This window comes from Elusimicrobiota bacterium, assembly GCA_026388155.1.
Lineage (GTDB): Bacteria > Elusimicrobiota > Elusimicrobia > Elusimicrobiales > UBA9959 > UBA9634.
Genome location: JAPLKI010000007.1, coordinates 104,102 through 118,420, shown reverse-complemented (window position 1 = coordinate 118,420; position 14,319 = coordinate 104,102). Strand labels below are relative to the sequence as shown.

The window sequence follows — 14,319 nt, the reverse complement described above, 5'->3', positions numbered from 1 at the left end:
CCTTGCACTATCCCAAGACTTTCGAATGCAAATCAAAATCTTCACCGCCTGATGAATTATTCCACCAGCGCCTTCAGAAGCGCGTCAGACAAGTCCGAGTAGAACTCGATGCTGATCTTGGTTGCCATGTCGTCGGACAGGTTAAAGAGCTGCTTGCGCGCCGATATTGGCATCAAGAGGGATGTAGCTCCCTTCTCTACAGCGAGCTCGGCTATTGCTACTGGGTTTGGCACCATTTCTACGGAACCGCCCAGATTGAGAGCTCCGACGATGATGAGGCCACCTTTATTGCTTCGCTCTAAAAGGCCGCCACAAAGCGACAGAAGCACCGCCAATCCTAGTCCTGTTCCTGAATGATCATTATCCAGTGCTCGTAGTTGTATTGAAAACTCGTGGGATCGTGGATCTCTATCGCCGACCAAATCTTTCGCCCGGGTATAAAGATTTTGTTCGCCATAACGTACGCTCTCGCGGAACGCCGGCGGGACCGGGGCGTTGAGAATCTTCACCCCACTACCGGGGCCAACTGTGGATTCAATGCGGTAGAGGCCTGGGGATACGTCCTGTCCACCTGGACTGATCGTCCATACCTGGCCAGGGGGCAAAGGATCGCTGTCGATGCGGTCTTCACTGTGCAACTCAGGCGTCATAACGAACTGCTCTACACCCTCCACGCCCATGAAGTAGCTGAAGTGGGTGTTGCGGAATTCCGATTTTAAGATGCGCTTTTGCTGTTCCTTTACCCGCCGCCGGCACTCCAGTGCCTGGCGGACGATCTTTTCCAGTTCCTCGCTCGGAACTGGGACGTTGGGGTCAGGGAATAGAAGCTTGATGAGACCGTTAACAGTTTTGGTCGCGGCTTCGATATCGCGACCGCTCAAAGCGCCGCCCCAGTTTACGCGCCCTTGGATGCTGGAAACTCTGCTTGTTTCACGTAGTTTGGACCAGCATTCGGATAAAAAGTCGCTGACCAGGCCGAAATGGTTTGTCAGGTGCTCATGTGGATTGAGTTTTGGGAAGTCCCATCCTGGCACATATGCATGTAAGCGGTCCATAAAAGCTGTGTCGCCACGGATTTCCGGGGGCAAGGGGCCGAGGAGGTGTCCGACCCGCTGTTGCTGTTCTACATCTACGTCCAAGTTCCCCACCAAAACGATGCTGCCGGCAGCCCGTATGCTTTCCTTACCGCGAGAGAATTCACCGGAGGCCATATAGCCTTTCATAATGTTGACGCCGTCTTTCTGGTCAAAGGAAATCCCGGCGATTTCATCAAAGCAGACTACGTCGTAGTGGCAGACTAGGCCACGCTGTCCGCTGGCGTTGTTGACGAACATCTTTGCCACGGTGGCCTTACCGCCCGAAATCAGATGAGAGTAAGGTGATATTTGCTGAAAAAGATGGCTCTTTCCGGTTCCCCTGGGGCCGAGCTCCACTAGGTTATAGTTCCTTTCTACAAAGGGAATCATTCGCAGAAGGGTGACCCATTTTGCACGATCAGACAATGTGTCTGGCTCTAATCCGATGGAACGTATAAGGAGGTCCCGCCATTCTTCGGTTGTGAACTGCGCCCTACCCTTAGCGAGAATACTCAAGACATCGGATTGTGAGAGCTGGATGGCTCGAAGACTTAGTATGGCGAAAGGACGACCGTTTTGTTCCTGAGCGATAGCGGCATCATAGGAGAGTGTAACCTCAGCGTAGAACCCATCGGTCAACATCCTCTCGTGTTCGTGGACCAGCCGGTCATCAATCCGCACATCTTTAATCTGCACACTTGGCAGCTCCGCCAGAAAGCAATCATTTTTGGGGTCAAGGCGGGCTTTTACGATATCGATAATTTTTACAGAACCCTTTTCCCTTGCCCGAGCCTTAAACAGTTCTTCCTGACCAGTGCGAACTGTTTTATCCATGAGTTGACGTTCTACGACCTTGAGCCCTTCGGCGATTTCGGTTTCATTTACGGTGGCGCAGTATCTGCCGAGCAAAAATTCAACCACATATGTTGGGATTGGATACTGCCGGCTATAACGCCGGACCAGATCTTTGCGCACCATGAACCCCTCAAAAGATGAGGCTGCTAACTTATCTAATTTGTCCAGTTCCATAAATTAATCCTCGCCGCCAATAATTGTCGGGCGCTTAGCCATAACCCGACCGGAAACGTCCAAAAGAACCACACTAGCTGTTGTCCCTTCAATCGTATCATCCTCTATCAATAACCCAGCACGTCCATCGCTGTCAACTGGTTTGGGTGAAGCCAAGCTTGAAGCGGCATCGCTTGCTTTGGTCCTGATATCTACGGTCATGCCGGCCGTAAAGGGCTCTACCACCACCCGGCATCGCATCTTTACCCACTGCACGTCAACAATTCGCGACACAGAGTCAGGCACCGCCGCGTCGCCTTGAAAAATCAAATCGGGGAGCAGACATTCCTGGATGCTGATTCCACCGTGAGCATATTGTATGCCATTACCGAAACAATGTGCCCCTGATGCATATGCAAAGACCTCGGAAGTGTTCCAATACCAATGGGACATCGGTGTCGGCACATGCGCTTCCGGTTTAATGGTTGCACATCTGGACCAGCGGCTTTCCACCAAGTATTTAGGAAGAACCATTGAAGGCAAACCGCTGGGAACCATAAGCCAGCCGTGATCGGTGACAACGCGCACCTGTTTCCAGCCGGCGTCAATCAGCGAGTCAATTCGATTTATAAGAAGTTCCAAATGATTGCTGACTTGGGTTGCGAGTTTGGCCTGCATGGTGTGACCGAGTTTGTCGAACTCTCCGTACTCTGTCCAGGCCTTGGCATCCGCATTAAAAGGTTTTCCAATTTCAGTTTCAGAGAGCCACTGGAACCCCATTCCAATAACCATATCCTTGAACCGTGATGAGATAAGAGGCTGACCGGCATCTTGAATTTCTGGAGCAAAATCGGCAGCCAAGCGATGCCCCACGATCTTTTTATGTATTGGTGAAACAGCCGGTTTTGCCGTGGCCGTTACGGTAGGAAGAGCCGCCCACCGCCGGTTTTGAGTTATTCGGAGTTTGTGCTCCTGCGATAGTTGTGAGAGACGGACTCCTAAATCAAAGCGCAAACCATCTACGAAGAGGATGCATGTTCCCGATTCTGCTATTATCTCATCGGTCTGGTTATCATGAGTGGGAAGCGGATTTGCCGCGACAAGTTTCTGGAAATGTTCGGCAGCATCCTGCAACCATGGCATGTAGATCGCGTGAATCACGGCAGAGACAGCGCGCCAGTCCTCGGCACTACGGACTTCAGCCAGAGCGCGAAGCACTGAATCATCTGCCAAATAGGCCCCCTGCGCGTATAAGTCTGCCATCGTTTTTGGGGAGTCCCCCCCTAGCGATGACACGGTGCGTTCTGATAATGTGGTCAAGTACTCTAGAGATTTTGCCAGAGGGCTCATCCCAAGCTGTGTCCACACCCATTGCCGTCTTGGGGCATGTTCGATCTCCAACTTCGTGAGGGTTGTTCGGGCTTCGGCTGGCGGAAGATTGGTGAATTCGCATAATGCTTCTCGCAAATTATTTTCAGCGGTGTCATTCTCATCTGGCCAGGTTTCTTTCTTGAAGGTCAGGATAGCAGGCTTGGCTTTGCGCAGGAGACTTGGAATCCCAGGGTATAGGGATGGTGCCTCGACAAACCGATCCCAAACTCCTGTCCAAGCATCTTCCAGTAAGCCGAGCTTCTCGCCGGCCACAATCTCGCCATCGCGTTCAGGGTCAAAACCGTATTCCGCTTTACATCTTGAACAGAAAGCGGTCCATCGTGCGTGGTCCCAGCGTTCCCGCGCTTCCCTTGGCTCACTGAGCCATTCAAGAAGGTTTCGCGGAGTGTCTTCAACCATCAACTTGTCAAAATCCTCGGCTTCAAGTCGTTTGCCACGAAGGCGCAATAATGAAGTAACAGCCAGCTGCGGCAGCGATCCGCGCATAGCGCGGCGGGTTGAATCATCTTTGGCCACATCAAGGCCAAGACCACTTTCTTCTGAAACCAGAAACGCTTCAACGGTCCAGTCCCTGCCATTGCGCTGACACCAAGTAACACCACGGTATTGCAACTCCACCAGTGGCCGGAGGCTTTCAGGGCATTCATCTACGGCACGCAATATCTGCCTGGTAATCTTTGGCATGTAGACTATTGGAATTCTTTTTTCAGGGAGAGCCGGTGCGGCCAATGCACGCTCTATTATGCAGCGCAACCAGATGGCCGGTCCTTGGCGTTGTTCCGGAGTGTATGCCCCATACACCAGTAATTCCGGCATTGTGCGGCGTAGCTGCTCAACAAGCGGTTGCCATTGGCCATCAGCATCCGGCCAGAGTATAGCGACAGGCTGGACTTCGCCAGGGGCATTGCGTCCTGCATTTGAAAGGGACTTTTGCAGGGCCTCAATGAGCGTTGTATGTTCTCGTTCAGTTTGAGTCATAAGTTAAATTATAGACTGTCACACTTCTATAGTTTTACGAGGCAGAAAGCAAGTGTAATGTTATTTAAGTAATTATTTTTTTTCAACACTATTTTTGGTCCTTGCCTTTTGCTTCTGATCACCTGTAAAATGGCAATCATTAACTCGGTCGCCTGTAAAATCGTTGCCATTCCAAAACCAAGGGTATTCATCTTTTGGTCGATGCGGTTCTTTGCCTCGGTCTTTATCCCATTTCACGTTAGGCTTCCAGCGGAGTATACCGGCACCATTACGGCCATTAGGGAGATCACTGGCCAGGAGCGGCCTAATATTTAGACGTATGCCGTCGTTTATATCCGGCTCCCAGCCTATGGCCTGCTTGGACAGAGGCTTCCAGCGGATAAAAATGTCAACAGGCGGTTCGCCATTAAGGATGGATTCAAGTCGTTTCTGAAGTTCAATCGCTGCAGCCAAGCGGTCTTCGGCCCCCTCGTCGCCACTTTTAACACCACCCCGCTGGCGGCTGATCCACTCACCAAGGTAAGCGTAAGTCAGATTTTCAAGAAGTTTATGGCCGCCCTTGCCGGCTAATTTATGGTAATTTACCAGAGCGTGAAAACCGTCGCGTTTGCGCCCATCCCAGATGTGCAAGATAAAAGGACGATGGTGGAACAGTTTACAGTGTTCTTCAAAGAAGCTATCGCGCAACCATTCGTCAAGATCACGGTCCGGATTTATTCCGCAGGCGGCCAGCAGCGTGGATAAGCGGTCCGCTGCGGTGTCCTCTCCCCGGATCGAGGGGATACAAACAATGCCATCATCGTCACTGAACTTTTCAATATCATCCGGGCCCAGGGCCGGGCAGTCGGGAAAGCTTGAGCCAGTTTGGCGGGGCCATTTATAACCCAACATTCGGGCCACGGCCACATGCAATGGCTGGTCTGAGCCTTTAGGGTGCCCGTTAAAAAGCCACTGCGTGGGGTCACTGGAAAAAGGCCTGGGTAAGCCGTGAGGGTATTTTTCTGCCGCTACCTTTTCCCAGTGTGACAGATCGAATGGAACCTTTAGAAAGGATGATTCAGTGACACTCAATGCTTGGTCTAATATTTTAACTTCGTTCTTAAAATCGTTAGAAATTAGAAACGCTCCAATTGCATTATGAAATTGCGGTTTTTTTGCAATCAGGACGGCAATTGTATTGTCAAAGCGAAAACCAATAAACCGAGTGAACTTTTGTCCGCTAGTTACGCTTACAGCAAATCCTTGTTTTCCATATGCCTTTAATCCCTTGTGTGCAGTTGGAATTGCGTTCAGAGGGCCTCGTCCTTGTTCCCATTTTAGAATTCCAGACAAGCCAGAAAATCCACCATCAATTTCAGGGGAATATTGGAACAAATCCCAGTCTTTGGTGATTACTGGGACTTCCCAAAAAGAGCAAAGATAGTTCGGATTATCAGTGGTCCCAATGCCTTGATAAACATCTGCATAATCTTTTAATAGCGGAAAGTTATTAGTTCTGTCTTCTGTTTGAATGCACGAATCAGGATTTGAAAGCTGGTTTTTTTGAAGTAGGGTTCGCAAGCTCGCATGCTTTAGATTTTCATTTTTTACATCAATTGAATTTGATGCGGCAACATCGATAGAAGAAATGGAGTGTGTGTTTAATGGCGATACATTTGTTATTGTCGCCAGCACCACATTTACGACTTCACCGCCAATCGTTTCAAAAGCACCAGGGCCAAGCCGTGCGATTGAATCCCATTGTGAAGTGGTTAGCAGATCTTTTCGGAAATGTTTATATGTTCCTAAAAAAAGCCAACTGTGGGGTGTCACCAGTGCCGTTGTTCCCAACGCATCAGAGAAGCTTAAGCAGCGTTCTACGAAGCAAGTCGCAAGGTCTGCTTTAGCCTTTGGATGTGTATGCTCACAGTATTTTCTTAATACCTCATTTTGCTTGCCTCGACCAAGGTATGGGACATTAGTAATTACAAGCGTAAAGTGGTCCGCCAGAATTTCGGCGGCCTTTGCTACACCTTGAGCTGTCACAGACATTTCCGCCGTCTCATCATCCCCATCACTTTCCAATTTTACTGCCTTCTCCAACAGTGGACGAATTTCATTAAAACCGATTACTGTGCCAATTTTTACTTTTGCCAATGCGTTCGGGTTAATAAGACTTCCAAGTAGCGGGGCTTTTTGAAAGAGTTCCCATAGCTGCCCCAGTGGGAACATTAAAGTCTCATTACCCTTAGCCAGTTTTAACCACTGCTCCTTTGACGCATTTATTCCTATACCGGAGCATGCTACGTGAAGAGGTGGCAAACTCGCCCAGCCCAAATGCTTCCAGGCAGAAAGGGCCAAGTTGAAGGCCGCTATCTGCGTGCAACGCGCATCCAGCTCTAAACCAAAAATATTATCTTGAAGGACGGCATTCACCGCCGTTGCCAGATTTGTTCCTTCTTCTTCCATTCTAAGACGGAAAAGCAGGGCAAATGCGGCCGCAAGGAAATGTCCCGACCCGCAGCATGGGTCCAATACTTTTAACTCCGAGGCTTTCTTAGGCCAGTTCTCAAATACGCCGGCTGCCGGCCGCCACGGGCCGGTTTTACCATCCGCGCCGCGCACAAAACGCAAATAATCAAAGGAATATCCGTCAACCGCTTTCAGGGCCACAGCCCTCCGCAGTTCATCCTCGTCTTTAGCACTATCCGCCAGTTTGGGGTTTGCAGCCAGTACCTTACCTGCATGCCAAGCGCCAAGGGTATTGTGCAACAGGAAGAGCACCATATAATGCTCGGTGAAAAGCTGCGTTACTGCCGGCAAGGTATCGCTGTTTATTTTCTCACCAGAGCCGTTCACTTCGTCTTTCTTTTTGCTTTGCCAGAACTGGTACACCCAGCCAAGGGAGTCGTCAGCCTTAAATACGGCAGACGGGAGGTTGTTTAATAGGGCCTCCAGCTTGATTCGATGCTCGCGCGCCAATGTCACTTTAAGAAGAGGGTCGTCCGGCCGGAATATCTGCGGCAGCATCTGCTGGGCGCAGCGGCTTGCATAAACCCAGAGATCGGTTTTTTCCTTGTCGGCCAGCTCCTTGCACTCTTCAAGGCTCATGGCAACCCCGTGCGTGGGGTCAATAAGTAGATCGTTTTCTGCCAGGAACCGCGCGAATATCATCCGGTGCCAATGCTCGTAAGCGCACTCGTTCACAAGGTGTGAAATATACAGGCGGCCGCTGGCATCCTGGTTGTCACCCAGTTGGCGCGCGTGGGCGCGCAGATGGTTGCGCAACCGGCGCTCCTCCGGGCTTTGATGCGGGAATGGTTCGTGATGATTAACAGCCAAAGCCTTCAACGCGGCTTCGGCGCCTGCCTCTGCCACGTCGCGGGCATCAATAATGGCTCGCTCAAGTTTATTGCGAAGGTCTGATGGTAAAGGCGGCATCTTATTCCCTATGAAATCACCACGGGCCCTTTCTTAATATGGGCCAGTAGTTCCTTTTCCTTCTGGACCAGCCAGGCTTTTACATCCTCAGGCGTTTTTAACGTGGAGCTGGTCAGATGAACATGCTGGGCTTTGGGCTCAAGAAGTTTTGTGGCGGCCAGCAGGGCCTGAATAAACTGCTGCGGCAGAGCAGTGGTTTTAACCTTCCAGGAGTCTAAGGGGCAGGCTTCCAGGCATTTTAGTAGGGCATCATCGTCGCCCATATCCAGTTTTGGCGCTGCGGTTATACATGCACCGGCCAAGATTTCTTTCTGCTGGACAGCCTTCAGCTTTTTCCAATTATCATTAGTCTCCAGTAGTTCCATCTGCTTCTTGAAAACCACGTCATACCCAGACAGGGCACGGTTTACCGCTTCCCGTAACAGTTTAACCGCCGCTTTATGGACAGGCGGCACAGGGTCTGTACCATCAAGCAGGCGGCGGTCCGCGTTTATAGCTGCAGCTTGTTTGCGGAGGTCTTCTATTTCCGCTCCCGGTATGCCATGATCAAGAAGTTTTTCTAGAGTTTCCCAAGCAGGTAGTCGTTTTGCCGACAACTCCGCTTTGCCAGACCATTCTTTGAGGTCTTTGGAGAGGGCGTCATATTGCGTAAGGATGGCGGAAAGTAGCTCATTGCCGGCTAAACCTTTGAGCGCCTCAATTCGTGCTAAAGGTGGCCGCTCCGGCAATGGGGCATCGCCACCAGCCAGATTAGCGACATCAAACAGCTTAGTAAGGAATTGATCGGCCTTTGAAAGCTCCTCCCCAGGTCTGCATTGTATTTCTGCGGATTGGAAAAGTTTGCGAAGTTTTATTTTCTGCGCGGCATCAATATTTACTGACTCAACACGGAATTCCGTAACTGAGACCTTTGCCTGATCCAACTGGCCAATCCCCAGGTTTGCACCATTGTGAAGTGCACGCAAGTGGCCTGCTGTATGTAGAAGAATAAGGCCAGCGTCCACAGAGTCCCGCGACCACCCATAGGGGCTTTCCTCAAAAATGGTCCGGACTTCTTTGCCTTTTTTGCCGGCGCCGACAGTAGATAGTATTGCTGCGCAAACGGGGTGTTTCTCTGGTTTATCATTAAAGCCGACCATTTTTAGGGCGTCTTCAGCGCCATTTTTGGCTTGGTTGATTACACCATTCCATCGATCGTGGTCTGCCTCGCGAAAATTGGGAAAAAGGCGATCAAGAGATGCCTCTGCGGTATCTCGGACTTTGTCGCGGAGTTCAACTCCGAAGGCTTCTGTCCCACCGCCTTGGAATACCTTACTGCCGTTTACTATCTGGCGGACTAGTTCATCTCTTCGAGCTTCTGTTTCCTGCAGGCGGGCTTTCATGGCATTCTGTGCCTCTCGCCCCTCATCTGTATTTGGCACGCCTTTGAAGTCTAATGCAGACTTTACCGCCTCGCAATCTACAATTATTTTTTTCAAGTCTTCGGGGCTGGCCTTAGGAATGAAGACAAAAACTATAGGGCTGTCAGCGCCGGCGGCGCGAGCTTGATTTAAGACGGAGTTTTCGCTATCACCCCAGCCGTCCCGTATCCAGACCGGAATTTCATGACCCTTAGCTACCGGGGCTATGTCACCATAATGAAGAACTAATTTGCGTGGTTCCTTGCTTTTCCCATGCAGTAGTTTGATGCCACCGACGGATTTATCCAGAGCGGCTGCGAACAATGCTGCCCTTTTCCCGGACACTGCTGTGGGATCGCCGTTGAGGCGAGCTTGCCTATTGCGAAATTCCCGCTCCCACTCACTGCTTTCACGGGTCTGCAGACTATACTCTTCGTCCAGTTTTATTAGCTTTCCGTCATCGACAAGCTTTTGGAGTATGCGCGGCACATCCCGGCGCAGGACCGCGCCGTCGCTGCTAAGGTCGCTGACCAATAGGTCTGCCAACATTTCTGCTGTGGCACGCACGCCAATATCCACACCGGAGGTGCGGGGAAGCTTACGAATAAGGAATATAAGGCCGCAGAGCCGGCGTTTAAGCCGGCCATCAACGGTTCCGTCATCAAATTTCCGGATAGATTCGTCTATCTCACGCAGAAGTATACCGGTCCGCAGGAGGTCGGGCTGGAGCTGTTCAAAAATATAATCAGCAGGGACAACCGTGCCAAGCGGTTTGTCCGCAGTTTCACTCACAGCATCGTGGACAATACGTAATTGGGTGCGGAGCTGCGCCGTGGTTCCAGGTACGTCCGCCGCGCGTAATGCGTGTTCCCAAAAACGCCTTCGCACAGGAAGCAACGGGTAATCATCGACAATGATGTTTCGATCTTCAGAACGTACGGCAATAGAGGTGCTGGCAAGCTGCCGGTCTATTTCTCCAGCATGGGTGGCCAAACATTCCTGAACCGCTTTAATTTTATCTGCTTTTTTGGCAAGGACTACCCGTCTTGTGACGGTTTCAACATCCAGATCGGATAGTTCTATCGGGATAGTGAAGCGACCGCGTAGCCGCTGCAGCAGCGGCACGCTTCCCGCCAAGGCGGTCTGTCCTGCACCGATAAGAAGAACACGGCTGTCAGTCTGTTTGCATAAAGCTTCTGCAACTTCCTGGACATCGGTTGAACGCTGCGTGCTGTCTCCAATATAGAGTTGGACTTCGTCTAGCACTATGATTGTGCAGGGTATTTGTCCTTCGCATGTCAAGGCTTCGCGGATTGTTTGAACGAATTCTGCTGTTGTTATGTCGTTTACTACCGGGAACTGCGCCCGTAAAGTTGCCCGGGCCTGTTTTTCGTCCGGGGCAAAAGCGGGGTCGGCTGAGAGCAGTGCTTTTGCCAATAGCGGGCTGACGTAAAGGTCCTGAAGTTCACGATTAAAGTCCTTCCCCGCAGTTTCTACGCTCTTTTTCACCGTGTCATAGAAGCCGTTTTTCTTAAGCCAGATGCAGAAACGGGCCTGCGGCAAAGACTCCGGAAGGTCTTTGGATTTGAGGGCTATCCCAAGCACGGTTAGCCGTACGCTGGCTCCCCCACCGGAAGGCAGTGTGCCAGAGGCGGCATGAAGGCCACCATGGCGCTTACCGACAGTGCTAAGTTCTTTGAAAAGGTCAGCTACCTCTGACGGAAGGCGAACTAATCCGCGAGCCGTGGCTCCGTCTGAGAATTGTGTATCCACCCAAAGGTGCCGCAACATCTTTAATAGGTGGGATTTGCCGCTTCCGAAAAATCCGCTTACCCACGCCGCCGGCTGGACTGGCGACCCCACATTGCCGATAAAGGACTCTAGTGCACGGATCATTCCTCCCTTATATTGCCCCTCGCATACAAAATGCTCCAGCTCGTAACGCAGGGTGTCAATTTCTTTCTTGGTCGCGCCTTCTGATACCGCGGCAACGCCATCGTTTAATAGCTTGGCTGTTGATGGATCGCGTTGAAATATTTCGCTGTTTTTCATTTTATTGTCACCCCACCATGTAGAGTAATAGGAACCGCTAAATAATTCCACCCGTCCCGGGCATCAAGTAGTCTGTAGTTATTATTCTCGTATTCTCCAGGGAAAAATAAGACAAGCCGGCCTTTTATGCTCTGCTCCACTTCTTTGAGTACCAATGAAACCTTGGTAAATCCAAAGAGGCTTGCCACTCCATAGACGCCGATAACAGTGTCCTCGGTAACATCTGGAGCGCTGAGAATCTTGCGCAGTTCTTCAGCAGCATAGCGGACGAATTCTATCTGTAATTTCATGGATAAATCGTCTGGCTCTTCAAAATACGACTCCCTGTAATCCATATTGGACATCCATTTCGCAAACACCGGCGTGAAATCAAAAGATTTCCACGGATGTCCGGCTTCAACAGTGCGTGTTTCAAATTCTTCCAACCTGGCGCGGAGTTTTCGTTCATCATCTTTATCGTAAACGACAAAAATAGTTTTCTGAGCCCCGGCAAGATTCCGCTGCCACGGTGCTGAAATGTGGCTGTAGTATCGTTGCGATAAATCTTCAATACGTCCCATAAAGCAATCGCCTCTCTTCTTCTGTAAATAGCTGAACCGGAGATATATCAACAACACCACCGGATGATTTGAGATCCAAGTATCCCGCCCGTTTTGCATCCATAGCAAGGGAGATTAGCTCATCTGGAGAAACATCCAGAACTTTTGCCCAAAGGGTTTCCAGCAAAGCATGGCCGCGCGCACCCAGAATATAACCCAAAGAAAGAGCATAAGTGGCCACTACCGCTGTTGGGCGAACCATTTGCCGGCTCTTGCGGCTACGGCCTGTTAAATGGCCGGACTGTGTCCATGATGCAGCGGCATTACGAACTATCTTGTCCAGCACCGCTTCGTTAAATCGAGAACCTGTCCCCCTGTTTAACACATCAGTCAAGGCTTGGCGTCCCAACTCTTCTCCGATACGCATGCGAATAATTGGCTGAGCCGTCATGCGCAGCAGCGGGTCGCGCGACAGTGAAAGCAGTAATGCCAGAAGCGGACGGCCATTCTCATCCACCTCCCAGAGACGGCGCATTAGGCGAAAGAGCACGATGCATGAGTCTAGCCCATAAAGTTCGCTTAGTCGCTGATATGAAAGTTTCCGGGTTGCGGCTGTTCTTTTTCCGAGGCAGTTGTGGTCAATAATCAATGAGCGGTATTCTGCGCGGGTCGCGGTTGGACTGGAGTCACGTAATAGTGATGTCAGTTCCGCTAACATGATGGTGCGGCTGGTGTGTGCCCCTTTATCGCCAAACCGGAAACCAATTTTTTCCTGGGAGGCTATCCCCAGTTGTTGGTCGGAAAGCGAGAAGCCAATCTCTGAAGTTATCGTTTGTAAATCCATATATTTTAGCCGGCCAGTTTGCCGGCTAACTTAAATAGTATATCAGAGCTTCTTATAAAATGCAAGCCCTTTTTGTTATTAATTGAAAAAGACCTTATAAAACAATAACATTTTATTGGACGGCAGTGGTATACTAACCGCTCAAAAGGTGAAATGAAGTCAAGGGAAGCCTTGCGGCTAGTTTAAGGAATGGTAATTATAATGATTAGAAACTTAATCTGATTTCGATTTTGAGGTTGGTGGCGCCGGCAAAATTATTCTACGCCAAACGCTTGCCCATTTTTGTCTATATGCCCTGGTGAACTTAAGAAGTTGAACCGAACGCACCATTTGCCATCCAGAATAACACATGGAATAAGATATTTACCAATAAAGGCGGTGGCGTGCGGTGGTCTGCGAGGTATATGAATCCGTACCCTGTCACGGGTTTTGCAGTAAATAGAGATTAATTGGTTGCAAGTTGGGATACAGGATGCGGAGTGCTTTTTGCCGGCTCCGAGAACCTGCCGAGCTGAAAGACGTAATCAATTTCATAAGAGCACCCAATCGTATTGGGATGAAAGGATTCCGTCTGGCGGTTTTTGATCTTCGAAACAGCCGGAGTGCCTATTATCTCTGCATGTGGAAACGATGTTCTAATGGAGGAATTAATCCCCCGGGTCAGACGTGCGCGATCTATTCCCTTAGCTCCAATCCGGCAAACGAAAATTCCATCTTCAGCCATCAGGGGCGCAATGCCCTGCCATACATCCTTAAGAAACCTCCAATATTCTTTTTTGTTTCCGTGCCGATCATCTCTTGAAATCGTCCGGTATGTCGGTTTCGGTGCATAGCCCAAAAACCAGAGGCGAAGCCATTGATCCTCTTCATAGTTTGTTACATTAAAATATGGTGGTGATGTTATGGCTAGTTTTACTTTGCCTTTGAGGTCTGAAAAAGTTTCTGATACTCGGCGTGCGTCGACCATTTCTACTTGGCCGTTTATGGTGGGGCACGTATCATTCAACCTATATTCCGCTCTGCTTAGGAGTATCCCAAAGACATCGCGTTTGTGCGGCCAAAGCTTATGCTTGCGCCAATACTTCAAAGAATATCTGGGCTTTGTGCTTATAGTGCGTGGCATTTGGTTGCTGAAGTAATTGGGCGATTTATCTCGCTCCCCATGCAACGATCCTAGTACCAAGGCTGCAATAAAACGGTCTACCGAATCCGATTTCCATTTAAGTTCTTGTCGTAAAAAAAGGAGCTCCAGCAGTGTGCTATGAAAAAAAGCCCTATGAAAAAACTCATCCATTTGGTCCCGTAGCTGTATCCAGGGCGTTTGCTCCATACTGAGCCAAAGCGTCTTCAATTCCTTTAGGCGTGATTGAACCTTTACGAGGCTCGGATGCTCAGCTTTTGCCTTCGATATGCAATATGCAACTGGATTAATATCCACCGCCACAGCCTTGCGTCCAAGCAATAACGACTCAAGAATTGTTGTTCCTCTTCCTGAAAATGGGTCTAAAACATAATCGCCAGGGTGGGTGTGCGCTTCCACATGTTCCCGGACGAACTCTTCAGGAAACATGGCAAAATATGGGCAAATGGAGTGCAAACGGTTTCTCATA

7 protein-coding genes are annotated in these 14,319 nt (G+C 50.0%); all 7 read right to left on the bottom strand.

Annotation, left to right across the window (positions count from 1 at the left end; genetic code table 11):
- Positions 1 to 56: 56 nt before the first annotated feature.
- The 7 genes from brxL to NTX59_02835 all read right to left on the bottom strand — a co-directional run bounded on the left by brxL (position 57) and on the right by NTX59_02835 (position 14,318).
- Entirely contained in the window at positions 57 to 2,105 is a 2,049-nt protein-coding gene (gene brxL, locus NTX59_02865; protein ID MCX5784607.1) for a BREX system Lon protease-like protein BrxL, read from the bottom strand.
- Between the two features lie 3 nt (positions 2,106 to 2,108).
- Positions 2,109 to 4,454 (bottom strand): BREX-1 system phosphatase PglZ type B, encoded by a 2,346-nt coding sequence (gene pglZ / locus NTX59_02860; protein ID MCX5784606.1) that lies wholly within the window; start codon positions 4,452 to 4,454, stop codon positions 2,109 to 2,111.
- Positions 4,455 to 4,526: 72 nt separating this feature from the next.
- Complete coding sequence (locus tag NTX59_02855; protein MCX5784605.1) at positions 4,527 to 7,874, bottom strand: N-6 DNA methylase; 3,348 nt, start codon at positions 7,872 to 7,874, stop codon at positions 4,527 to 4,529.
- A gap of 8 nt (positions 7,875 to 7,882) precedes the next feature.
- Positions 7,883 to 11,326 (bottom strand): BREX system P-loop protein BrxC, encoded by a 3,444-nt coding sequence (gene brxC, locus NTX59_02850; GenBank protein MCX5784604.1) that lies wholly within the window; start codon positions 11,324 to 11,326, stop codon positions 7,883 to 7,885.
- Entirely contained in the window at positions 11,323 to 11,886 is a 564-nt protein-coding gene (locus NTX59_02845; GenBank protein MCX5784603.1) for a DUF1788 domain-containing protein, read from the bottom strand. Before NTX59_02845 ends, brxC begins: the two co-directional genes overlap by 4 nt.
- Positions 11,873 to 12,709, bottom strand: coding sequence for a hypothetical protein (locus NTX59_02840; GenBank protein MCX5784602.1), 837 nt, complete (start codon positions 12,707 to 12,709; stop codon positions 11,873 to 11,875). Before NTX59_02840 ends, NTX59_02845 begins: the two co-directional genes overlap by 14 nt.
- Before the next feature lie 445 nt (positions 12,710 to 13,154).
- Positions 13,155 to 14,318 carry a DNA methyltransferase gene (locus tag NTX59_02835; GenBank protein ID MCX5784601.1) on the bottom strand — a complete coding sequence of 388 codons (1,164 nt, stop codon included), beginning with the start codon at positions 14,316 to 14,318 and terminating at the stop codon, positions 13,155 to 13,157.
- Position 14,319 lies beyond the last annotated feature (1 nt).